22 protein-coding genes are annotated in these 25,767 nt (G+C 33.6%); 1 reads left to right on the forward strand and 21 read right to left on the reverse strand.

What is annotated here, in order from left to right:
- Positions 1-55: 55 nt before the first annotated feature.
- Positions 56-1,693, forward strand: a complete 1,638-nt coding sequence (locus PALPR_RS04675) for an ABC-F family ATP-binding cassette domain-containing protein (RefSeq protein ID WP_013444463.1) — start codon at positions 56-58, stop codon at positions 1,691-1,693.
- A 47-nt stretch (positions 1,694-1,740) separates the two neighbouring features.
- Here PALPR_RS04675 and PALPR_RS04680 read toward each other — a convergent pair whose 3' ends face one another.
- From PALPR_RS04680 to PALPR_RS04780, 21 genes are all read right to left on the reverse strand, one after another.
- A complete protein-coding gene (locus tag PALPR_RS04680; RefSeq protein ID WP_049776946.1) occupies positions 1,741-3,663 on the reverse strand; it encodes a polysaccharide biosynthesis protein in 1,923 nt (640 codons plus the stop codon).
- A gap of 301 nt (positions 3,664-3,964) precedes the next feature.
- Positions 3,965-5,377 carry a capsule assembly Wzi family protein gene (locus tag PALPR_RS04685; protein WP_013444465.1) on the reverse strand — a complete coding sequence of 471 codons (1,413 nt, stop codon included), beginning with the start codon at positions 5,375-5,377 and terminating at the stop codon, positions 3,965-3,967.
- Between the two features lie 103 nt (positions 5,378-5,480).
- Entirely contained in the window at positions 5,481-6,419 is a 939-nt protein-coding gene (locus tag PALPR_RS04690; protein ID WP_171805020.1) for a Kelch repeat-containing protein, read from the reverse strand.
- A gap of 133 nt (positions 6,420-6,552) precedes the next feature.
- Positions 6,553-7,692 carry a DegT/DnrJ/EryC1/StrS family aminotransferase gene (locus PALPR_RS04695; RefSeq protein ID WP_013444467.1) on the reverse strand — a complete coding sequence of 380 codons (1,140 nt, stop codon included), beginning with the start codon at positions 7,690-7,692 and terminating at the stop codon, positions 6,553-6,555.
- A gap of 50 nt (positions 7,693-7,742) precedes the next feature.
- Positions 7,743-8,396 (reverse strand): metallophosphoesterase family protein, encoded by a 654-nt coding sequence (locus PALPR_RS04700; protein ID WP_013444468.1) that lies wholly within the window; start codon positions 8,394-8,396, stop codon positions 7,743-7,745.
- A complete protein-coding gene (locus PALPR_RS04705; protein ID WP_013444469.1) occupies positions 8,393-9,202 on the reverse strand; it encodes an NAD-dependent epimerase/dehydratase family protein in 810 nt (269 codons plus the stop codon). Before PALPR_RS04705 ends, PALPR_RS04700 begins: the two co-directional genes overlap by 4 nt.
- Before the next feature lie 4 nt (positions 9,203-9,206).
- Positions 9,207-10,256: an ATP-grasp domain-containing protein gene (locus tag PALPR_RS04710; RefSeq protein WP_013444470.1), complete on the reverse strand. Its 1,050-nt coding sequence runs from the start codon at positions 10,254-10,256 to the stop codon at positions 9,207-9,209.
- A 340-nt stretch (positions 10,257-10,596) separates the two neighbouring features.
- Positions 10,597-11,277, reverse strand: a complete 681-nt coding sequence (locus PALPR_RS04715; protein ID WP_013444471.1) for a PIG-L deacetylase family protein — start codon at positions 11,275-11,277, stop codon at positions 10,597-10,599.
- Positions 11,274-12,269 carry a hypothetical protein gene (locus PALPR_RS04720; protein WP_245544426.1) on the reverse strand — a complete coding sequence of 332 codons (996 nt, stop codon included), beginning with the start codon at positions 12,267-12,269 and terminating at the stop codon, positions 11,274-11,276. Before PALPR_RS04720 ends, PALPR_RS04715 begins: the two co-directional genes overlap by 4 nt.
- On the reverse strand, positions 12,247-12,909 hold the full coding sequence (locus PALPR_RS04725; RefSeq protein WP_013444473.1) for a WbqC family protein: 663 nt from the start codon (positions 12,907-12,909) through the stop codon (positions 12,247-12,249). The genes PALPR_RS04720 and PALPR_RS04725 overlap by 23 nt, the downstream gene beginning before the upstream one ends.
- Positions 12,903-13,511: a sugar transferase gene (locus PALPR_RS04730; protein ID WP_013444474.1), complete on the reverse strand. Its 609-nt coding sequence runs from the start codon at positions 13,509-13,511 to the stop codon at positions 12,903-12,905. The genes PALPR_RS04725 and PALPR_RS04730 overlap by 7 nt, the downstream gene beginning before the upstream one ends.
- 13 nt (positions 13,512-13,524) lie before the next feature.
- The gene (locus PALPR_RS04735) at positions 13,525-14,724 is read right to left on the reverse strand and encodes a glycosyltransferase family 4 protein (protein ID WP_083807175.1); all 1,200 of its coding nucleotides are present in this window, start codon (positions 14,722-14,724) and stop codon (positions 13,525-13,527) included.
- Entirely contained in the window at positions 14,709-15,854 is a 1,146-nt protein-coding gene (gene wecB / locus PALPR_RS04740; RefSeq protein ID WP_013444476.1) for a non-hydrolyzing UDP-N-acetylglucosamine 2-epimerase, read from the reverse strand. The genes PALPR_RS04735 and wecB overlap by 16 nt, the downstream gene beginning before the upstream one ends.
- Positions 15,855-15,917: 63 nt before the next feature.
- Positions 15,918-17,045, reverse strand: a complete 1,128-nt coding sequence (locus PALPR_RS04745; RefSeq protein ID WP_041620691.1) for a capsular polysaccharide biosynthesis protein CapF — start codon at positions 17,043-17,045, stop codon at positions 15,918-15,920.
- A 95-nt stretch (positions 17,046-17,140) separates the two neighbouring features.
- Positions 17,141-18,160 (reverse strand): polysaccharide biosynthesis protein, encoded by a 1,020-nt coding sequence (locus tag PALPR_RS04750; RefSeq protein ID WP_013444478.1) that lies wholly within the window; start codon positions 18,158-18,160, stop codon positions 17,141-17,143.
- Between the two features lie 3 nt (positions 18,161-18,163).
- Positions 18,164-19,384 carry a glycosyltransferase gene (locus tag PALPR_RS04755; protein WP_013444479.1) on the reverse strand — a complete coding sequence of 407 codons (1,221 nt, stop codon included), beginning with the start codon at positions 19,382-19,384 and terminating at the stop codon, positions 18,164-18,166.
- A gap of 110 nt (positions 19,385-19,494) precedes the next feature.
- The gene (locus PALPR_RS04760) at positions 19,495-20,613 is read right to left on the reverse strand and encodes a glycosyltransferase WbsX family protein (RefSeq protein ID WP_245544427.1); all 1,119 of its coding nucleotides are present in this window, start codon (positions 20,611-20,613) and stop codon (positions 19,495-19,497) included.
- A 2-nt stretch (positions 20,614-20,615) separates the two neighbouring features.
- Entirely contained in the window at positions 20,616-21,896 is a 1,281-nt protein-coding gene (locus PALPR_RS04765; RefSeq protein ID WP_013444481.1) for a hypothetical protein, read from the reverse strand.
- A gap of 309 nt (positions 21,897-22,205) precedes the next feature.
- Complete coding sequence (locus PALPR_RS15305) at positions 22,206-23,219, reverse strand: glycosyltransferase family 2 protein (RefSeq protein ID WP_013444483.1); 1,014 nt, start codon at positions 23,217-23,219, stop codon at positions 22,206-22,208.
- 186 nt (positions 23,220-23,405) lie between these two features.
- Positions 23,406-24,818 (reverse strand): lipopolysaccharide biosynthesis protein, encoded by a 1,413-nt coding sequence (locus PALPR_RS04775; protein WP_013444484.1) that lies wholly within the window; start codon positions 24,816-24,818, stop codon positions 23,406-23,408.
- Positions 24,818-25,762: a glycosyltransferase family 2 protein gene (locus PALPR_RS04780; RefSeq protein ID WP_013444485.1), complete on the reverse strand. Its 945-nt coding sequence runs from the start codon at positions 25,760-25,762 to the stop codon at positions 24,818-24,820. Before PALPR_RS04780 ends, PALPR_RS04775 begins: the two co-directional genes overlap by 1 nt.
- Positions 25,763-25,767: the final 5 nt, after the last annotated feature.

Genomic DNA, 25,767 nt, shown 5'->3' on the forward strand with positions numbered 1-25,767 from the left:
CGAATGACGGAAAGTTTTTTTTGTAAAATTCCAAACTAATCGAAAAAAAATTATAATGTTATCAGTTGATGCTCTCACCGTCGAATTTGGCGGACAAACACTTTTTTCAGATATTTCCTTTGTTATTAATGAGAAAGACCGTATTGCTCTTATGGGTAAAAACGGTGCCGGAAAATCAACCCTGCTCAAAATTCTGGCCGGAGTTCGCGAACCCTCACGTGGTTCCATTTCTTATCCTAAAGAGACTGTTGTTGCTTATCTGCCTCAACATTTACTGCTCAAAGATGATCGAACCGTTTTCGAAGAAACCTCGATGGCTTTTTCAGAAATCAACGAAATGGGGAAACTGATAGAGGCGATGAACGAAGAGTTGACCACCAGAACCGACTACGAATCTGACAGTTATATGGAGCTTATCGAGCGGGTATCTGCTCTGAGCGAACAATTTTATAGCATTGAAGAAATTAATTATGATGCTGACATAGAAAAAACGCTTTTGGGTCTGGGATTCTCGCGCGAAGATTTTACCCGTAATACTTCGGAGTTTAGCGGCGGATGGCGTATGCGCATTGAGTTGGCAAAGATTCTCCTCCGACGTCCTGATGTTATTTTGCTTGATGAACCAACCAACCATCTGGATATCGAATCCATTCAATGGCTTGAAGATTTTCTAATTAACTCGGCAAAAGCAGTAGTAGTAATTTCGCACGACAGGGCTTTTGTTGATAACATTACAACACGTACGATAGAAGTTACCATGGGACGTATTTACGACTATAAAGCTAAATATTCCCATTACCTTGAGCTACGCAAAGAGCGCCGTGAGCAGCAGCAAAAACAGTATGACGAACAACAGAAAATGATTGCCGAAACAACTGAATTTATCGAACGATTTAAAGGAACATATTCTAAAACACTGCAGGTTCAATCGCGTGTAAAAATGTTGGAAAAACTGGAATTGATCGAGGTAGATGAAGAAGACACTTCGGCTTTGCGTCTTAAATTTCCACCCTCTCCCCGTTCGGGTAATTATCCTGTTACGGCTGAAAACGTAGGGAAATGCTATGGTGAGAAACGCATTTTTGCCAACGCAAATTTCATGATTGAAAGAGGGGAGAAAATTGCCTTTGTTGGGAAAAATGGTGAAGGAAAATCAACGCTGGTTAAAGCTATTATGAAAGAGATTGACCATGAAGGCACGCTAACGCTGGGACACAATGTAAAAATAGGCTATTTTGCACAGGATCAAGCTTCTTTGCTTGATGAAAACCTCACCGTATTTCAAACCATTGATGATGTGGCCGTAGGCGATATCCGCAATAAAATAAAGGACTTGTTGGGAGCGTTCATGTTTGGCGGCGACAATTCGTTCAAGAAGGTAAAAGTGCTATCTGGCGGTGAGCGGCAACGACTTGCTATGATCAAATTATTACTGGAACCGGTCAATCTGCTCATCCTCGATGAGCCCACCAATCACCTGGATATGAAAACCAAAGATATTCTGAAACAAGCATTAGTCGATTTTGATGGAACACTTATCGTTGTTTCGCACGACCGTGATTTTCTGGATAATTTAGTCAACAAGGTTTACGAGTTTGGAAATCAAAAAGTGACAGAGCACCTTGAAGACATATACGGATTTCTGGCTAAGAAAAAAATGGAGAGTCTTCGTGAAATAGAGAAAAAAAACTAAGAGGTTTAGAATGAAAAAAGTCAACTACAATGTAGTTGACTTTTTTATTACTGATTAATTTTCTCCTTATTGATTTCCATTAAACATTCCGTTAATTCATGGTTATCAAATTCAGCGTAAGGAGAGTTTTTACTTTTAAACTCCGGTACTAATTCCTTCATTGCCTTAATCGTACATTCTACTTTTACCGCGTTGGAAAACTCAATGATATTCTGCACTGCACTCTGTACTTTTTCAAACTCATATTGACGAACACTGGCGATTGTTATTTTTTCGTGTTCAGTAGGGATAGTGGTTTCCTTATCGTTTAGCAATTCTTCGAATAATTTTTCACCCGGTCGTAAACCAATAAATTCAATATTAATATCTTTATTCGGAACAAACCCAGCCAACTCGATCATTCGTTTAGCCAAATCTACAATCTTCACCGGACTTCCCATATCAAAAACATATATCTCACCAGTATTTCCAAACGATGCAGCCTCTAATACCAATCTGCAAGCTTCAGGGATGGTCATAAAGTAACGAATGATATCAGGGTGTGTTACCGTCACCGGACCACCTTTTTCTATCTGCTCCTTAAAGTGGGGAATCACCGAACCGTTTGATCCAAGCACATTACCGAAACGGGTTGTCACAAAATTTACCTTGCCACCATTTTTCTGAGTTTCTTTAGCCAAAGCCTGTACGTAAATCTCAGCAATTCTTTTGGAAGCACCCATAACATTGGTTGGGTTTACCGCCTTGTCGGTAGAAATCATGACAAAGCTTTCGACCTTATAGCGCACGGCATAATTGCTCAGATTCATAGTACCTTTTATATTTACCAAAACAGCCTCGCATGGATTTTCCTCCATAAGTGGCACATGCTTGTATGCTGCAGCATGGTAAACTATCTGTGGGTGGTATTTTCTGAACACGAAATCCAATCTATTCTCACTTCGGACGTCACCTATTATCGGAACAAATTTAAGTTCTGGATAATTACGTTCCATTTCCATCCGCAAATTATGCAATGGTGTTTCGGCAACATCAAATACTAATAGCAATTTCGGTTTGAAGTGAGCTAATTGTCTTACAAGTTCGCTCCCAATTGAACCAGCAGCACCCGTAATCAGTATAATTTTATCCCGGGTCTGTAATTCAATCTTTTCCATATCTATCATGATTTCATCCCTGCCCAGTAAATCTTCAAACTGTATGGGTTTCATCTGATAGCGAATCTTATTGTTTGAATCCAAGCCCTCAAACGGAGGAGAAACCAACACAGACATTCCCATTTCAATGCAAGCAGAAATGAAAGATTGTTCGTTTCTGACACTTTTATAATCGGGGAAGATAATCGTGTTTACCTCATTCTTACGTAAAAACCAGTCCAATCTGTCTTCGTTTAAGGTGTGTACAGGCAACCCATGAATTCGGGTTTTTTTGGCATTCTTATTACGAGTCAAAAAGCCCTGAACCTGATGCTTATTGGCAGCACTTTTATTCAGCCATTGAGCCAGTGCTATGCTGTGCATATCTATTTCATAAATCAACGATTTATTACGAACTTCTGTGGTGTAATTAACCGTATAATTATAGACAAGTACTATGGCGTAGCGCAATAGCAGCAGCATTACCAGACTAATTAAAAACACATTTTGTACGAAAAAGAAACGATAGGAAAATGAATATCCAAAAGATAGTATAAAAACGTACAAAACAATAACAGATATTACCAACGACACAAATAGACGCCACATCTCTATCAGACTTGAATGTCGTATCAATCCGCGATAAGGCTTCAGCGTGTAAAAACATACCGATGTACTAAGGATATAAACTACACCGGCTAGGAATAATCTGGAGCCGGTAATGTCCATATTCGAATTCCGCACTTGAATAAAAGTTGCAATACCATATCCGGCAATGCAAATCAATAAGTCTATTTCAAATACAATCCATCGATTAATTAATGATGTTCTCATTATTAATTTAAAGAGAGATCGTAGTCTATTTTGTATTTTTTCCATGTAAGTCTTTGTAGCAATGAAATACACAACAATGTATATTTATTTGTAATAGGTAGTCTGATACGGTCAAGATACAAGCTTTTACCTATTCGTTTTATATCGTCTATTAATTAGATTTTTGAATCAACTCAAAAAATATAATTCTAATGCAAATCTAGCATTTTTCCAGACAATTACATCATGTAAATTATTGATTTTATGAAATAACTCAAATTACATAGTATCTTAGAAATAGAAAACATTCAGTACCAGAAAACTAATACTTAAATAAATTTCCAGTTTTCAGTATAGAAAATAAACATCCTACAGAATTACCATACAACTTTCCAAAATCTGCCCCCGCAGAACATCTAAGCTCGATGTTAGCCCAACGGGGGTATTTTTTGCTTACTTCCAGTAAGCAAGATGTGTTTTTTATTCCATTCGTTGCAAAGGGTGCAGAATAAGTTCCATAGTTTTTACTAAAACTAGACAAGAACTTGTAGCTATACCCACTCACAGAGCCATCTATCCCGAAATGATGCACAATCACCCGGTTATTTTGTATGGATACTCCTCCATTAGCATTATACAACGGAGAACTAAGAAAGGGTGTACTGATGGTTCTGGAATAATACGTCCACCCATTCTGATAAATACCATTATTCAAATAATCGTCAGCACCTCCGTACACCAGTCCATCTTTATCGTGATATGGACCCGATTGATCCGTAGTATTCAGATATTCATACACGATGCCTTCGATAAAAGGAAACTCTGTATTTCGGACTGATACCCCCCACAGACCATCGGCTTTATTCATAGCATACCACATCAATTTTACCGGTCCATCTTCTGCCAGATTTTGCCAGTATCCACTTACTCTGAAATCAGCAATATCCAGTTCCAGTTTCAAATGTTGGGATATTATATGATTTCCTAACGCATTTAGCTGGTCATTTCTTGTTGCATCTGCTCCTCCTGAGTGTCCTAAAAAAATCGATTTAAAATCGAATATACTTGATGGTTGTTTCCCATATCCGGGAACAGAACCGCCCCATTGTGCCACATGATCCACGCCGTATTCTATATGTACAGGAAGTTCCCCCCCTACTCTTCCATACAAATACTTGTGATGAAGAAACAGGTTCGTTGTATAGATATCATCTGTAAACCATCCGTGCGAGATAGCTCCCTTTACTTCCAACAATGCATAGGTAAATGGAACTACTGTAAAACGCTCTATTCCGAGGGTGATCTTAGGCATAGGACGTGCATTCTTCGAAAACAGGATTCCACCACAGGACAAAGCAGAATCCTGACTACCCAACTGCTCTTCGCGTGCACCGAGTGTCAGATCGAATACAGAAAAACGCGCCTGAACATAGTATTCGTGCAAAAAAGCTGTTGCTTTGCCCTTATCAGTTTGAAGCATCAGATTCGCTTTAAACCGATAATCAAACAATCTTTTCTTAGCCCCGAATTCCTTACTCACACCGGCCAAAACTCCCACTCCGAAAGGAGAAGAAGATATTTTTCCATATTGATCACTTTGTAACCAAAATGGCGCATACTTCCCCGACGAAGCCACCCCCATAAAACCCACATTATACTTTATCGTATCATTTTGGGCATGAGTAAGGACAGGTAAAAATATCAGAAATAAAAGAATATATCGTATTTTAAACATGCACTATAAGAAAATATGAGTTATGGACTATCAATTATGAATTATGAATTATGAATTATGAATTATAAACTATACACTATCAACTACTGACTACCGACTAATTTCACGGTTCAAAGCTCCAAAAATCATTGATAATATCCGTATTATTTTCCCCCTGTCCGATATACGCTTTGCCGTTTATTACAAAACATACGGCATTTTCACGAGCTCCACCGGGGATATCTCCCCGTTTATACCAAGTATTCCGGTTGGCGTCGTATTCCATTATATTTGAAAGTAGTTTACCGCCAGTTTGTGGACCACCCCAATGCCTGCCCGAGGCAACAAAGTACCGATTAGCTATCGAAAATCCGACCGATGTAACGCGTCCTTTGTCCGGCATATCTTTACGTCTTGCCCAACTGTCAGTAGCCGGGAAATACTCCCACCAGTCATTATAATCTTCAAAACGGTAACCGGTTCCGAAATAGACGTGATTCTCATCGGCACATAACACCGCACACATTCTCGCCCAGGCGGGAAAATCTTTTAGTCGTACCCAGCTGTCCTGATCCGGATTGTATTTCCAAAATTCATTGGTATAAGCAGACCCATTGAATCCTGCCCCTACATAAATACTGTTGTTCCGCACAAAGCTGACACTGGCATCGGTAGCTGTGCTTGGGAAATCAGCTTTTCGCGTCCAATGATCAAAGACAGGGTCATACATCCAAAAATCTTGCAAGGTTCCTCCTGAATAAGCTCCTTTGTGTCTATTAAAACCAAGTCCTACATAGGCTTTATCGTTCACCACAACAGCAATGGCCTTTACACGAGCTACACCCGGGAAAGAAGCTTTCTTTGTCCAATTGTCCAACACCGGATCATATTGCCAGCAATCCTTCAACGAATCACTTGCATTACTGTTTCTACCCAATGTAACATAGCCTTTACCATTTACTACAAAGGCTACTGCAGAAGCTCTACCGATATCGGGAAGGGAAGCTGTTTTCTGAAACAATATGGAAGGATAAGGCGATTCAACCATATCGCTGCAGCTCATAAAAAAGGCAAAGAGAATATACAAAAGTGATTTGGGAAAGTTCATTTATTGAATTGTAAGTAGGGCTGAGTTGATAGTCTGATATTGATTGCGAGTGATTAGTGATTCCTATTTAAAATCCTGATATGCATTATTAATTGAAAAAACTTTTAATCACATCTACTACTCTTTTCAAATCTTCTTCTGACAGAATTGAACTTGACGGAATACACAAACCCATATTAAATAGCTTTTCTGAAGTACCATTGACATAGCTTGGACAATTTGCAAATACTGGTTGTAGATGCATTGGCTTCCAAAGAGGTCTTGACTCAATATTGGCTGCATCGAGCGCAAGTCTCAATTCATCGGCCGTTTTACCACCGGTTTTATTTGGATCAATAAGAATAGATGTCAACCAATAGTTTGAGTGAAATAAATCAGTGGGTTCAGTTTGAAAGGAAATTCCGTCAATAGACGATAATTCATTCCGATAAAAGGAGTTAATTTCTCTTCGCTTATCCACGTGATCCTGAAGTACCAACATTTGCCCACGACCAATTCCTGCACAAATATTACTCAAACGATAATTATAGCCGATTTCTGAATGTTGGTAATGAGGTGCATTATCACGAGCTTGTGTTGCATAGAAAACTGTTTTATGAGCTTCCTGTTCCGTGCTACAAACTAATGCACCACCACCGGATGTGGTAATTATCTTATTTCCATTAAATGAAAGACAAGCAAATTCCCCAAATGTTCCACATTTATGTCCGTTATACTCTGAGCCCAGAGCTTCGGCAGCATCTTCTAAAACCGGTATTTCGTAACGAACAGAAATTTTCATAATCTCGTTCATCTTTGCAGGCATGCCATACAAATGAACGGGAATTATCGCTTTTGGTTTGTTCCCCGTTTGTTTAACCCTGTCAAGTATGGCTTCTTCTAAGAAAACGGGATCCATATTCCAAGTATCCGCTTCGCTATCAACAAATACAGGTTTAGCTCCTAAATAAGTGATTGGATTAGCTGAAGCTGAAAACGTAAACGATTGACAAATTACTTCATCACCTAGTCCAACACCAAGCTGCAATAATGCTAAATGTATAGCAGCAGTACCCGCACTTAAGGCCACGACTTTCTTATCTTCGCCTATATAGTTGATTAATGATTCTTCAAATGCATTTACATTGGGACCTAAAGGCACTACCCAATTTGTATCAAATGCCTCTTTAATATATTCTTGCTCTCTACCTCCCATATGCGCGAGTGAAAGCCATATTTTCTTATTCATATAATATTGTGTTTAGTTACTCCATTTAATTTTTGAAAATACCTTATTGATTACAATTGTTGCTTTGATAAGTAATAATCAATACATATTTGAGGATAATTTTGAACTTTCATTTCGTTTATAACCTTTTTAATATCGAAAATATAAGACTTAAATTCTACTTTTTTTGTATCTGTATTTAAAATCAAATAACATGACTTATTAATAAATTGTCTATTCTGACCTAGACTACCAGTATTATATAGCTTGTAATCATTTAACTCACCTTCAAATTGTTGATGAGAATGTCCAATAATATAATTACAATCAATTTTTAAATCAGCAATATTGGTATTCGCATATATATATCTATTTTCAATTGTATGCCGTATTATAAAATCATCAATTTGAAATTGATTTTCATATTGGTCGAGTACTTTAACTAAAGACTTATCAAAAGAAGCATAGCATTTTTCAAAAGAAGCTCTTGCGACAATATTTGTTCCATCATAAAATCCATCTATAAAGTATTTTTCATGATTGCCTTTTAAAACAAATACATTAGGAATATCATTTAAGAGTCGCACACATTCGTTCGTCCATGGGCCATAATTAACTATATCTCCATGGCAAACAAAAAAATCAACTTGCGATTGTTCTAGTTTAACTAATCTTTCTAGTGCAATAAGATTACCATGCACATCGCCAAAAATTAAAATTTTCATACTAACATTTTCTTTATTCCATCAGAAAAGGATGTTAATGGCTTCCATCCAAGCTCATCAAATGTATTTCGAGGATTAAAATAATAAGATTGTCCTGTTTCTGTCCCTTCAAACTCGATAGAACATTCAATCCATTTTTTTATTTCAAAAGAAACTTTTTTATTTGAGATAGAAATGCCAGTAGCACCTAAATATATTCTATTTTCGTTATTTAACGCACTAGCCAAACAAATATTAACAGCATCATCTATATATATATAATCTTGTTCTCTTTCACCTTTTCCAAATAATATAATTTTATTATTACTTTTAGCAGAAGCAATAATATGGGGAATAAAGGAATTATTAGAAATGCCAGGTCCATAAATATAAGTTAACCTTACAATGGAAAATCGTTTCATTGCTCTAACAACGAACTCACCGGCCAATTTGGACAGAGCATACAAACTTGGATTATAATATGGAGAACATTCTGTAATTATATCACTACTATTTCCATAAACATTTGTACTAGATATATAAATCATTTTAGATCTATAAAATTTAACTGAATATTTATACAAGATATTGTTTATCTCTAATAATTCATAATGAGAATTTGTATAATTACCGGATGAATAAAAAACAAAATCTGGACAAATATCCAAGTCTAACAATTCACTACTAGTCAAAATCCTAGCCTTATTGTTTATCCTATCATACTTTGAATTGTAGATGGCCACTACTTCAAAATCACAGCTTATTAGTTTATTAACCAATTCACTCCCTAAAAATCCATTTGCACCTACAACAACTGCTAATTTCATGTTCTTATTTCTTAAGGCAAAAACTATAAAATATCGGATTTAAATTTTCAAATACTCCTTCAGTGCTCAATGTATTTAATTCCTGTTCATCAATAAAAAGATCAGACCAAGTTCTCAACACAATACCATTTTTAAGCTTAGGCTCATTAATTTCAATACCTAACAAATAATACTTCAATAATTCACTTACTTCATTAAATCCAAAAAAGTGTCTCAAAGGAGTTGTTCCACTAAACCTACCATTTATTTCAAAAATAACGGGCTTACCATTTAGTATCCTAAATTGAAAATTTACTGGCCCATCTGGATTTAGCTTCTCTGCTATTTTAATAATAAATTCATCATACATTGAAGTTAAGTCATTCCTATAAGCTCTATACGTATTTCCATCTCTTAAATCACGCTTCAATGTTACAATTGCTTTGCATTTCCCATTTATTACGATACACCCAGAAGTATATTCACCTTCTTCGTCTGATAAAAATTGCTGCACAACAAGATTACTTTCTGGATGATAAAGCTCCATCAATTCTTCATGATTCTCAATTTTCTTAACTCCTTGGGAGCGTGCCCCGTCAAGTGGCTTTGCAAACAATGGAAAACCTATTTTCTTTTCAATATGAAGTAACTTCTCAATATCATTAGCCATAACTGATAGTGGAAATGGGAAATCATTGCGTTCTAAAAATGATGCAGTTAGGAATTTATCATTTGCGATACTAATGACTTCTTCACTACTTACAATTACTCTGCAATTGTAAGTATCTAAAAACTCCTTGTTATGCTTTGCAAATATTGGTAATTCAACATCAGTTCCAACTAAAATTGCGTCAATATTGTATTTTACTACTATATTTTTAATAAAATCAATGTAATTCACTTCTGTGACTTTTGGAATAGTAATCGCATAATCTCCAAGCCAATGACCTGTTGAACGAGGGTCAGGATCTCCTGTAAATATCTTTTTAGGGAAATCAGATACTTGCAACAGTCTCAAAATACCCTGCCCCAATAATGCGCCGGCTCCAGTTACTAATATATTTTTCTTTTTCATAATCTTTATTTTTCTTATTTATTTAATTATAATCTACAAATATCAACTTCTTAATATCTTCAATTTAGAAAATACTTCTATTTTTGTTTAAACAAACTTGAAAGAATACTTATTAATATGTTATATACAAAAATTCGGTCTTTAACGGGTAAACAAGTAAGTTGATTATTAACTGTAATATTATATCTGACATCACAAAAGTGATTGACTCTAAATTTAGAACAACGAAAGTCTTGAACTATAAGATTCAGACTACTGTTAACACACTAATCAACTTATATGCATAGAAATTCACTTTAAAAATTCAAAATTATTCAGCTACTTACAAGCAAAAGTGTTATCAAACAACAATGTTTCTAATTAACATAAAAGCTTCAGCTCGTTGTTTATTTATTGTCGAACCTCTTAATTTAGAAAGAGAAATAAGTGACTCAATTGAACGAGATGCAGGAAAATCTCTTAATTGGGATTTATAACATTTCATTGCATCAATCTTTGAAGTAAATTCATCAAAAGTTACTGAAACAAAAACATTTGGAATAAAAGCTTCTGAACCGAAAGGAGAACACCATTCTGTCTCTGATAATGTTTCATATGCTAAGATTCTTGTAACCGAATAGTCACCTACAGGTCTACAAGCTACTAAAGAGATATCGTATACAACTTTATGGTCAATATGGATATCTCCTCTCCAAGGGATATATACAGTCTGAATATTATATTCGCTAATTGTAGCTGATACTTTGGCAGACATTTTATACTTTGGGAATTGATCGAGTGCAGGAGCAGGAAAATCAAAGAATATTGTTTTCTTAACTCCTAAGAGTTCATGAGCTTCTAGAGCTTCGCTGCGAACACTTGCAACCACTTCTTCTTTATATAATTCTGGATCACCAACATGTGCGTTGGTCATAATTATTACATAAACATCGTCTCCCTCTAGTACATGCTTTCTCATTACTGCACCACAACCTAATATCTCATCATCTGGATGTGGCGCAATTATTAATATATTACTCATTTCATTATTTTCTTTATTGTGGAATATACATAATCTAACTCAGTACAACCATAACGTTGATCAATCGGAATTGGGATCAAGTAGGATGATAATTTGTTTTCAAAAGATTTTTTTTCAGTTTCATTTAATAGGTAATTCCACCAACGACCAGTATATATCTGATTTTGATTCAATTTTTCAACAATTTCATCATCATATATTACCAAAGGATAGATTAATGGGACGCAACTATCATCATAACAAACTATTGGATCAATCATATTTAACTCTTTATAGAGTGAATGAGCATATTTAAAATTATTAATTCTCTTACTTTTAATTTCATTATACGGTTCATTTTTCAATAAAGCATGTGTAAGTTTGGACATCTGCATAATATTAGATCGGTCAATTCTCTCTTCATTTTTCATTCTAGAGGAATATGCCTTGTTGCAACCAACTTCAATTCTTTCAAATAAAAAACCAGCAGTTGAAGAAGAATAGTCTAACGAATACTCTTCCAGATAATTTGAAACTCCTTCTCCAATAACATAGCATCCGTCAGGCACACCAAAAAATTTTCTAGGAGAATATACATTTAAGCATTCATTTATAGGACTGGAATAGAATGCCTGAGCATTATCAATTATCACATTTTCGTATGCTGAAACTAAATATTTCATTCGTTCTCTACCCATAACACCAAAATAATTTACAATTAAAATTGCAGCATTATTCTCAATATGATTTATCTGAGGTTCAAAACTTTCTGATATTTTGTAATAGCTGATCTTAATGTCTTTACTTAACAAAAAATCACGAACAGTGAAGCACTCATAATATGGCAAGTAAACCGTATCACAGTTGAGGATTCTGAGACAGTGATAGATTCCACATCTTGCAGAATTCAACCGAACGACATTATCACCTACATAATATTCCTTATCAGAGCGTAAATCTAATTCAATATAACTGCCAATTTCCATTCGTTTACCACCATTTTTTAAATCCACAATTCATAACATAATCAATAACAGACATGCAAGGAATAAAATTACCCCATTGCTGAGGATATTCAAAAGGCTCGAAGTGAGTATATTCAAGTTGTATTCCCCTATTTGTAAAATGTTCTTCCACTTGATATGCTTTCGCTCCATTACCTGAATAATATCTTGTTCCACCAACAGCTTTACAAATATCAATCACCCTCTCCTCGTTAAATGTACTCAAATTAAGATCTGATGACAACAAAAATTTTGTTTGAATTCCAAATCCATCACAGAAATAACGAATAATTGTTTCATTCAATTTTGAAATATCAGGGTAGGTTTTCATAATTATATTTTCAAAGTCAGGGAATACTTCTTCGTAATATGGAGCTCGCCGATAAAACATGCTAATAGATTTTAGATGCTTTTCACGCCATTTTAATTCATCTTTTGTACGAACCTCATTAATTTTATACCCTAGTTTTTGTTCTACTGGAATTTTTATCTTTAACTCTCCTTGAGGTGATTTTATACGATTCCAATTGTGAATATTGTCTGTAGAAAATTGGGCATCATCAAGAAAAACAAAAACATCTGACAATGCTATTTTATTAAAATAGCCTAACCAAGGTAGGTAATCGGGTTGGTGAATTGATACTAGCATTTACGTTGAGGTTTATCGTTTGAATAAATATTATCGGTTTTAACAAAAACAAGTAACGATTTGATAAACAATTTAGCATCTAAAATGAAACTTTGTTTACTAACATACTCTACATCTATAGGTATATTAATGCTCCAATCATGTATTTCTCTACACCGTATTGCAGCCAATCCGCTAATACCTGGTTTAACAAGGAATCTCCGTCTATCAAATTCATTATAATCTTCAATTTTATACGGAAAATTGATTACAGGAGGTCGAGGTCCAATAAAACTCATATCACCTAATAAAATATTAATTAATTGAGGAATTTCGTCCAAACTTGTCTTTCGAAGAAATGATCCTATTTTAGTAATTCTTGGATCTCCATTAAAAGTCTCTAAACCTGTACCTTTTTCAATGGCATGATCTACCATAGAGCGAAATTTAAATATTCGAAAAGTTCGCCCCCCTTTACCTAACCTTTCTTGTCTAAAGAAAACTGGACCATTAGAATCAAACTTTATCAAAATAGCTAGAGCAAAAAAAACAGGAGATAGTAAAATTAATCCTATAAGAGCTAAAATAAAATCTAGAATGGGTTTAATAAAAAATCTATACATACTTTTCGAATAATTATTTGTTTAGAAAGTCCATTATCTTGTGATATGCATATTCCGCAGTCATATTCTTACAATAATAGTGATAACCATTTTCTCCCATCTCATCACGAAGATCTTGGGAGTGATAGAGTTTGTCAAAATTGGCTTTTAATGTTTTTAAATCACCTCCATATGACCAAAGTCCAGAATTAGTAGATTCCAATAATTCACCATAGTCAGTTACGTAATCTATAGAGGCTAAAATAGGAATAGACATATTAAAATACGATATCGTTTTACTTGGAATATTTGGAATTTTAAGGTTCTCATTGAGACTAATCAGACCCAAGTTACATTGAGCCATCAACTTCTGGTACTCATCTCTGGGAATAAAATCGTAGAACTTTATATTTGTCAACTGAATTTGCTGAGCTCTTATTTTAAGTTTTTTGAAAGATGTTCCATTGCCAATTAATAAGAAAATAACATCATTATACTCCATACATGCTTGCGCCAAAGCCAAAATATTCTCCATCTTTTGGGAAACACCCATATTTCCACCATATACAGATACAAACTTACCTTTCAATTCGTATTTTGTCCTTAAATCATCATCTTTTTCTACTTTAACTTGAGGAGACTGAAAGTTATCCAAAATATGGAGTTTCGCAGCATTTAGATCCGGATAATAATATTTTACAAATTCAATATTGCCTTGCGACATACACCCAATACCATCTGCCAACTGGTACATTTTTTTTTCTAAGTAGCGATAATATCTACATATTATCCCTTTCTCCTTTATAATACCCAGTCCCACTGCATCCTGCCAAATATAGTCACGCAACAATAAATAGAACGAACATTTAAACTTTTTCTTTAAAACTTGCATAATTAATGCAAATTCCAAAGGTGGAGTATGGCAAATGATTAAATCAACATGAATATTTGAAAAGTACTTTTTGATAGCTAACAAATACTGAGGTATTAGCATTTGATAAGCTATACCTTTTTTTACATTACCAACTCCAAACAAAGTTAAAGTTTTCACTCGTAGGACTTCTACTTTATTTTCTACACTGATATGAGTCTTTTCCTTAGCTGTCGGCGCAACTGTATAAACCTTATGCCCTTGTTTGATATATTCCTGAATCAAATCCCCATACATATTGGACGAGTTGTTTAAATCAGGGAGAGCAATTGTCAGAAATAAAACATTCATACTTCTTGCCATACTACTCTCTTCACATAATCAGTATAAGAGAGTATAATTCGAACCACTTTATCACTAACATTTGGCATACTATAATCTGCCACAGGTCTGAAATTACGGTCAGCACCTTTTTGTTGGGTTTCTAATTGTACCAGCCCTTGCATTACACGTTCGGGATTTAGTCCCACCATCATCACCGAAGCTTCTTCCATTGCTTCCGGGCGCTCATGCGCTTCCCTGATATTAAGCGCTCTAAAATTAAGGATAGATGATTCTTCACTTATAGTTCCACTGTCTGACAATACAGCTTTTGCATTCATTTGTAGAGCAATGTAGTCACTCAGTCCCATAGGTTTCATCAACTTTACATTCTCATGAAATTTGAGATCATGTTTATCAATCATTTTTCGGGTACGGGGATGAGTGGAAACAATAACCGGTAAATTATAGGTTGAAGCCACAATATTTAAAATTTCTACTAAATGAAAAAAGTTTTTTTCAGAGGCAATATTCTCTTCACGGTGAGCTGAAACCACAAAATAGTTTTCAGCAGTTAACGATAAGTCTTCAAGGATCGTCGAAGCTTTTACCTTAGGTAAATAAGTAGTTAATACTTCATACATCGGACTTCCAGTTTTGATAATCCGATCCGGTCGTAAGCCTTCTGCCAACAAATATTCACGAGCAATATCACTATACGTCAGGTTAATATCAGCGGTGTGATCTACTATCTTACGATTGCTTTCTTCCGGCACACGTTGATCGAAACAGCGATTGCCTGCTTCCATGTGAAAAATAGGAATATGTCGTTTTTTAGCTGCAATTGCGCATAAGCATGAATTTGTATCACCCAATACTAAGAATGCATCGGGTTGAACCTCCTCCAGTACAGAATCAATATTTATAAGAATTAAGCCGGCAGTTTCAGTAGCATTTTTACCGGCAGCGTTCAAAAAATAGTCGGGTGTACGTAATCCTAAATCTTCAAAAAAGACTTCGTTTAATTCGTAGTCGTAGTTCTGACCTGTATGAACCAAGATATGTTCAATAGCATCCGATGCATCTAATTTTTGTAAAACACATGATAAACGTATTATCTCAGGTCTTGTGCCAACAACTGTTAGCACTTTTAATTTCTTAATATTGTTCATTTATATGAGTAGTATGATTCTTTTAAATATTAGTATGATCTTCAACTGATATTTTATTCCCCTTTAGAGGTTAGGGGTGACTTCCAAAAAATATGTGTCCGGTCTTTCTTTATCGAAAACTTCATTTACCCACATAATTGTTACCATATCGGTCTCTCCCAAATTTTCTATATTATGCGTATAGCCAACCGGAATATCAACTACCTCCAGCCTTTCACCTGAAACAAAATATTCAATGATATCCTCCGAATCAATTTTTCGAAACCGAATAACTCCTTTTCCACTAACTACCAAAAACTTCTCATTTTTGGTATGATGCCAGTGATTTCCCTTTATTATGTGTGGCTTGGATATATTTACAGATACTTGACCTCGTTCATTTGTTTTTAAAAACTCGGTGAATGAACCTCGTTGGTCTACGTTCATCTTCAAAGGATAACTAAAATCACTCTCCGGCAAGTAGCTCAGGTAGGTAGAATAAAGCTTTTTTTCAAATGCATTACCCATATCAGGAAGCTGTAATGTTGATCGACTATCTTTAAATTTATTCAATAGCGTTACTATCTCACCTAATGATTTTGTATGAACCGGTGATACTTCTTCAAAATGAGGACTTGGGGCGAGAGAACTTTCAACTTTTAATTTAGCAATAAACGAATTAATCACGTCATCCACATATACCAGGTTCAAAACCGCATTTGGATCATTCACCTGAATCGGAAGATTATGTGCAATATTATTACAAAAGGTAGCCACCGCGCTGTTGTAATTAGGTCTACACCATTTACCAAAAACATTAGGTAAACGATAAACATACACTCTCGAACCGGTTTCTTTACTATAATCAAACAACAAGTCTTCTCCGGCCTTTTTGCTCTCGCCGTAGGGGTTATTTTGAGCTGCCTGAATAGATGATGTTATTAAGACTGGAGCTTTACTGTGGTATTTTTTAAGTGCATCCAATAGTTGAGATGTGAAACCAAAATTACCGGCCATGAAATCAGCTTGATTTTCAGGTCGGTTTACTCCCGCTAAATGAAATACAAACTCACATTGACCCGCATATACATCTAATAATCTTAGATCGCTATCCACATCAAATTCCATCAAATCCTCAAATCCTTGATTTCGTAATTCAACAATCAGGTTTTTACCGACAAAACCTTTTGCACCTGTTATGAGTATTTTCATACGTTCATTTTTATTTTTTTTGTAATTTGTCGTATGGAACTCGCAATGAGCATGGTCTTTGGTCTTTGGTTTAAAAGTCTGTTTTATTGCTCGTTTCATTTACTGATTCCGTCTCTTATAAATTCCAGCTTCAATAAAAGCTGTTTCATCCCCTCCTCATCCAGTCTTGTTGTGTTATGTGAATGATAATCTTCAATTTGTGAAACTTTTTCTTCACCTTCAACAAAATATTTATCATAATTCAAATCACGCGCATCGCACGGAATTCGGTAATAATTACCCATATCTTCACTTTTTGCCATCTCTTCACGGGTAACCAAGGTTTCATATAGTTTTTCGCCATGACGAGTTCCGATAACTCTCACTTTTGTGTTTGTTTTATACAAACCTATCAAGGCCTTTGCCAAAACATCCAAGGTTGCAGCAGGAGCCTTTTGAACAAATAAGTCACCATTCTCTCCATGCTCAAATGCATAGATGACCAAATCGACTGCATCATCCAACGTCATCATATAACGAGTCATATTCGGATCTGTTATGGTTATATCATTTCCAGCCTGCATTTGATCAACCCATAATGGAATAACAGAACCACGACTTGCCATCACATTACCATATCGCGTGCAACAAATTGTCGTTTTAGCATCTTTCCCTAATGCACGAGCTTTTGCAATAGCTACTTTTTCCATCATAGCCTTAGATATACCCATAGCATTGATCGGATAGCAAGCCTTATCTGTTGAAAGAACAACAACATTTTTTACACCGTGTTCAATAGCAGAATCCAGAACATTTTCGGTTCCAATTACATTTGTTCGAACAGCCTGCATAGGGAAAAACTCACAGGAAGGAACTTGTTTCAGGGCTGCTGCAGCAAAAACATAGTCGACACCTTTCATCGCACCATCAACTGAGCGTTTATCACGAACATCACCTATGTAAAATCTTATTTTAGGATTCTGATATTGGTGACGCATGTCATCCTGTTTCTTTTCATCGCGTGAAAAAATACGGATTTCCTTAATGTCTGTATCGAGAAAACGGTTAAGCACAGCATTGCCAAAAGAACCCGTTCCTCCTGTAATTAGTAAAATCTTATCTTTAAAAATGGACATAATTTATATCTGTTTGCATAATAATTTTTCATATAATAAAATGTATTCATTAAACTGTTTTTGGTTATTATAAAACTTCTGAGCACGTTCTAAGCAGTTTTCTGAATAAAAAGCTTTTCCTTTTATTTTTATTTGTTCAATAGCAGCAACTAATTGTACTAAATTTCCTTTTTCAACGATTAAACCCGTTTCAGGAGTAATCAACTCTGGACTTGCAGTACAATTATATACAATACCGGGAGTTCCACAGGCAAAACCTTCTACAGTAGTTAAACCAAAAGATTCTTCAGAAGACAAATTCAAAACTAAATCTGCTACTGAATAAAATTCAGCTAATTCACTAATACTCTCTGTCCTTTGTAAACCAATAATATTTGTCGGAAGAGCTTTGATTTGTTTTTTGTTCAATCCTATAAGTATAATTTTTGTGTTACAATCAACATTTTTGCTTAACTCAATAAACTCATTAAGTCCTTTTCTTGCACTCCATATACTAGCAACACCTAATAAAATGAAACTATTATTTAATTCATATCTATCTTTGATTGTCCTTTCTTCAATGGGTTTAAATAACGAAGTGTCAATTCCATTATGTATAATTACTGATGGAATATCTGACATAAATGACTTTTTTAAGACATGTTCTAGCCAATTTGAAACTGATACCAACTTCAAAGTTGGGATAGAGTTGAAAAGCTTTTTTTTTAGCTGGAAATTTTTCTCAGAACGATCGACAAAAAAACTGGCCGGATATTCGTTTATTTGCGGACACTTATAACATTGTGTTCTCCATTTGGAGCACGCAATAGAATCAAAATACGTACAATGTCCAGTAAAACTCCAACAATCATGAAGTGTCCACACTACTGGAATCCCTGCACAAGATAAATAATTAAAAAGAATCTCAATATTCAAGTAATAACCATGTAAATTGTGCAAATGAATAATGGTTGGTTCTATCTTTTTTATTTGTTTTATCAAATTTTTAGTTGCTCTTTTTGACCCAATTCCATGTCGATCAAACAATCTTGTTTGAACACCGTGAAATATCAAGTCCCAAGCATTACCAATTCTAATTAAATGAGATTTACTCGAGTTTTTATCTCTACCGTATGCGATATAACTTTCCCAACCATTACTGATTGCAAATTGTCCAATTTGCTCCGCGATACGTCCTGTAGAACAAGAATTGGCATCACTATTTATCTGCAATAACTTTTGCATGTTTAAAATTTATATTTTTTATATCTAGAATACAAAATAGCGATTTTTAATTACAAAGTATACTTACAATCTCTGAAATTCAAATTACATATTCACTATTATTGAAATTATTACTCACTTCCTCTTTTTAATGCACTTCTTAATGCATAAATATATTTCTTTCCAAATTTAAGATCAGGCTCCATATAATTACCTTCTCCCCATTCGTTCCATGACTTAAGGAAACAAATTCTATCATCTTCCGGCTTTGAATTTATCATATTAAACACTTGTAATGCATGCTTTTCAAATAATTCAGGGGTAGATTTAGTATATAAGTAACCATTATAACCGCTTCGTGGAGTATGATCCCAGTTAGGTATTAATGTTGGAAATATATTATTAATCTTTTCTTCCTTTCCTACAAATTGTAACATTGCCTTAGCGTATCTTATCCGCATCGGTCTATGAAAAATCAAGTTTTCAGACTTTCTTATCGCCGTTTTAATAAAATTCAAAAAAAAGTTTTTGTCAATCGTTATTTGGTCTAGCCGACATGAATTAACTGCATCAAATCCTGCATTTATTATTTTTTTATATTCAGTCTCTATTCTAAGCGTGTAACCTATGAAATAGATACCTTTCAATCCATTTTTGAGAGCAAGAGTTTTCCATTCCTGAATAAAAGAATCTACTTTGGGAAAATCAAGAGGTTTATAAATCATAAAAATAGGTCTATCGTCTATTTTTAGATAACGAGAATCTCTAAATGCACTTAAAAGCGAATAAAAATGTTTAGCATTATCATCCTTACCAGGATATGTCTGTTCAACAAGTAGTTTCTTACTCTTAACCTTAGCATCTTTATTCCAAAATTTCGAGTACCAAGACTCATTGGCCCAACACAAACAAAACGGGAAATCAGGTTTTCCCAATTTTACGACTTCATTGAATGGCAGTTCTAACTCCTGCTTTTCATTTCCAAACCAATAGTGATAATAGCAGAATCCTTCAATTCCAGCCTCCTGCGCTAGTTCTGCCTGGGCCTGACGGACTTCTGATAACCGCAAATCATAGAAACCTAGGTCAGCGGGGATATGAGGCTGATAATGTCCAGAAAAAAGAGGTTTAGCCTTTGCAACATTTGTCCACTCTGTGAAGCCTTTTCCCCACCATAAATTATTATCTAACGTTGGATGATACTGCGGTAAATAGAAAGCAATAACTTTAATCTTATTGTTAATATTCATTTTTAAATTTTCACACATTCGTTTTTTAATTGTTTTAAATACTCGTAATTCCACACGCGGCCCATGGCAAACCAAAAAGGTAAGATATACATATATGCCAAAGTAAGAGAATTAGAACCAACCATAGCCGAAAGAACATAACAAATAATCACTAATTCTATAATTAAATACTTGATGTTAATAAACGCTCTTATCAAAGTCATAATTATTATAATAAAAAACCATGTTGAACCAACCAATCCACTTTCATAAAGTAATTTATAATAATTCGCATCATTTACATGAGGCAATCCAAACATTCCAGCAGAAGAACCACCGGCTCCCATTCCGTGACCAAATATATGATAATCCCAATTTCTTATTAAGTAAGCATGTTGATCAGTACGCTCACTAATTGCATCATTGAAAGACATTTGTTTTAATCTACCTATTACGCTATCAATTACAATATCTAGTCTATCCCTAAATAGAAACATAGCAAAAACATAAACTAGAGCTATCAGTGAACAAAGTATAATGAGCAAAACTAGTGATTGTCTTCTACCTCTAACACAAAAGCCATATATTATAAAAGCCAGCAATACAACAACAGAATAAAAGATAGCAATTCTCATTTGCGAAAGAAAAGCTGTTAGTATGCATACAAATATCATTATGTAGTTCATTATTGATACTTTTACACCCCTATAATATGTTATCGCAAGAGCAACTGCAATTGAAAATATCGCAAAATGGCTTATTGCATATTCATCTTGAAGAAAAGAAGAAAATCGTTGAAAAGCCAGAATATTGTCTTTATTATAATTTGTATCCGCAAACCATACATTATTTTTTATCTCTACTAATCTATCTAAATACCATTCTGGAGCACTAAAATATAAATAAAAGCCTATGAGAAAAACGATAATATTTCCATATAAGAAATACTTATAAAATTTATGTGATGTTTCATTCTGGTTAGAGCCAACATAAAAGAATAACATTGCCCACAAATAATTTACCATATCGTTCACATAACATATAATTGGACAGCCATTATAAATGTATATAACAATAGATAAGATATTGTATAAAATAAATCCTGAAAAAAATTTGTCAAAGAGAGTGAATTTTGTTCTAAAGGTAATATACAAACTAACAATCATAGCCCAAAGTTTGACAATAGTATCAAGTTTCCATATTCCAAAATAAAATCCAATGAATGAGAAAATAAAAAATACAGGATATATATAATTAACCTGATTGTATTTGTTTATTTTTATCTGCTGTATATTTAGGTCCATCAAAAGAACATTTAAATTTGAAACTTATATTTACGTCAAATTCACTTATTTTGAATAAAAAAAACTATCATAACCTGTATACAATTGATGACTTTCAACGAACGTATAACCTCGTCCTGTGAACCAAAAACAAGTGTAAACAATGTAGAAATACACCCTGTTTGACGATCGTAGAGAGGAGTTTGAAGGATTTCAGTCATCGCACGTAAGTTTTTTTGAGTGAAGCATGCGAAGTCTTGACTTTTTAGATGATTTTTAATGTCAAGATAAAAGAGTCAATGAGATTTGGGGTAAAACCCCAGTATCAAATCATTTTGATTTTATCTTATTTATCAAACTTGACAAGCCCATTCTTGGTATCAATATCATATTAAAAACATGCGGTATATTCATACGCGCATTGGGACTTTTAAACAACATTGTTGCTTTTGCGACAATGCTCAATCTAAATGTGAGAGATTTAGAATATTTATGGTGACAAAATTTTAAATACTTTTCTATATTATCAATATCAGCATCAATCAAGATACGTTCAAAATACAACGCAATGTAAAATGCTAAATCACGTTTATATTTTTTAAAATCAGACATAAAACTTAATTTATCTAGAGTTTTAGAAAATAAATAAATAGTTGATTCACATTTTTCTTTACTAACAAAATTAGCACAAACTGTATCTGAACTATATAGTATTCTATAATAATAATCAAATTTACAATCCTCTGCAAAAGCAAAGCTTTTCCCTGCAATTAACGCTGATATATTAAAATCTAAATCTTGTAAAATTAACACATTCTCATCCCAACTAAGATCAACAATAGAAGACTTTCTATATATATTTGTCCAAATGGTAAACTGATATTCTAGCCTTAAAAAAGAAGATAATGCATCAGTTTTATGTTTGACCCCATATATCTGATCTGATTTTTTGCATGTTGAATGATTTCGCTCATCAAAGAAAGTATGAGCTGGGAAAATTCCAAAATCTACATTCTTATGTTCATTCATAAAACGAATTCTCTGTTCAATACAATACGGAGCAATTAAATCGTCAGAATCAAAGAATATAACATACTCTCCTTGACTATTTTCAAACCCGATATTTCTACATGTCTGTCCCCCCTTAGGTAATCTATCTCTTTGAAATAACTTTATTCTATTATCTTTGCTTACAAATGATTTCAACAAATCCAATGTGCCATCTGTTGAACCATCATCAACTAATAATAATTCCCAATCGGGATTTGTTTGAACTACAATACTGGAAATCATAGCTTCAGTATATTTCTTTCGATTAAATACTGGAATAATGATTGAAACCATCTTAGATATAATTAATAACTTAATTGTTTTTTAAATCATATATTTTACACATATGCAATATATATTTACTTACACATAATCATTTATGAAACACTCAGATTCATTAACTACTGAATATTTTGCATTGACATTTTAATAATTAAATAATTCATCATTTTGTGAAATACTGATCTAATTCTTGTTTTATCAATTTTCGATTTCCTCTACGACTAATAAAAATAACAAAAAAAACAATAGTGCGATGAAAAATTTCACAACGAATGAGTATATTATTGAATCAAAACTAAATTTTCCTATTAACCAAAGTAAGAGTCCCATTCCAATACTTGCAAGCATTGGAAAAGAAAAAGATTTAAGAAATTGAATAAACGAGTAATTTAATGCTCTACTAATTAGCATGTAAAACCCTTGGAAAAAATTAATAATAAATGCTGCGATTAATCCATATCCTACAGCCTCCAAATTTTTTCCAAAAAAAACGCCGTAGACAATACCACTAACCATAAATATCGCACTTAAAAACCCAGAATAAAAAAGCAGATCAGTACGATTTATCACTTGAAATATCGACCCAGTTGTGGATAATACCATCTGAATGCCAACTGTAAGAGCTAGTAATTTAAATACAGGAATACTTTGATTCCATTGCGAACCATACATTATATTAATTATTTCGGACGCAGAAAAATACAAAAAAACAGATAATGGAAAACCAATAGTAGCTAATATTCTGACTACTTTCAGATAGGTATTATAAACTGTCTCTTTGTCATTTTGATATTTAGAAAGTATAGGCATTAGTACCGGTGTTATCACATGAGTTAAATTAGCAACTGGCATAGTCATTAACCGATAAGATTTATCGTAATAACCTAACGCTGTTGAACTAAAATACTTTCCAATTAATAAGTTATCAGCATTACGAGAAAAATAATTTATAAAATTAAACATAAACTGAAATAATGAAAATCGTAATATTTTTCTTATTGAATTTATATTTATTTTTAGAACAATCTTTACAGGTGATAAAAAATAATAAATAATAAATGTCACGAATCCATCAAAGATACTTTTAAATACTATAGCATAATAACTAAAACCTTTATGCGCTAATACAATTGCTAACGATCCACTGAATAGCTGAACAACAACACTTATAATTCCAATTTTTTTAAATTGCAACTTCTTTTCACATAATGCATATGGTACAACTTGGAATGAATAAAACAAGATAGCCAATGATAGCAATCTTGATATGTTAACTAATTTAGGTTCATTGTAAAAGTTTGAAATTATAGATGCAGCAAAAAAAAATAAACCAGCAAATAAAATCCCCAATATTACTGAAAATGAAAAAATGGAATTGATGTCATTCTCTGAAAGATCTTGATTTTGAACAACTGCAGGACCAATTCCAAAATCACTAAGTAAGTTAAAAAAAGAAACAAAGACAGTTACAATTGCTACAATACCAAATTCTGCTGGCGAAAGTATACGGGCTAAAATAGCACCAATAGAAATCGATAAAAACACATTGCTATACTTTGCAATAGCAGTGTAAATTATCCCAAAACCAAGCGATTTGCGAAAAGAAGTCATTACTTTATTATTCGTTTTATTTTTTCTGAAGTGAATAAGACTGCGACCTCAATAGGGAAAAAAAATTTAAAAATATTAGTTGAGTTTTTTGAAAACCAAATATAAAAAAAAGCCTTTAATAACTCTTTATTGTTTATTTTATGATACATCCACAACCTCCATGACTGTTTCTTATAAATATCAAGTTGCAAAATTGTTCTTTCTAAATTGCTTATTGGCAATTTTAAATAGTTATCAAAAATCTCGTTAATCAAACCATCTTTTCCGTAATTCCAGTTTTTATTTTCTTGTCCTGGCTGCGTAATTTTTACTGGAAGTTTTGTAAAATGAAAAGTATCTCCATTTAAACACGAATACGCCACAAAATAAATAAATGGGTAGATATTTCCAAGTTTCCTTTCGATGTAGGAATCTAACAATCCATCTCTATTCATGATCAAACCACTTAATTGATGACCTCTCCATGAATTACGAACGCAATTATTAAATCCTGCTTTCCAATGACTGTTTTCTAATTTATTGTCCCTTCCTTCAGCTAAATAATTGCCGTTAACATCTATCGAAATAAAACTTGGAATAACACAATATGTTTCAGGATGATTATTTAAATAATCCAATGATTGCATTAAATAATCTTGTTCTATATAGTCATCATCGCCTAAATACATTACAAATTTCCCCGTTGCATTCTTTAATGTAAATAGCGCATTTTTTTCTAGACCGATGTTTTCTTTCTGTAAAAAGTATTTCAGCCGAATTTCTTTTTGTTCATTTCTAAATTGAGTTATAACTTCATGCGTATTGTCGTTTGAATTGTTATTTGAAACAATAATTTCAATTTCATTTTGTAAACTCCCATTGACAATATATTCAGATAACAATTCTAAATTCTTTAAAAGAAATATTGATCTATTATATGTAGGTATTAGTATTGATAATTTCATAAGGG

This window comes from Paludibacter propionicigenes WB4 (assembly GCF_000183135.1).
GTDB classification, from domain to species: Bacteria; Bacteroidota; Bacteroidia; order Bacteroidales; family Paludibacteraceae; genus Paludibacter; species Paludibacter propionicigenes.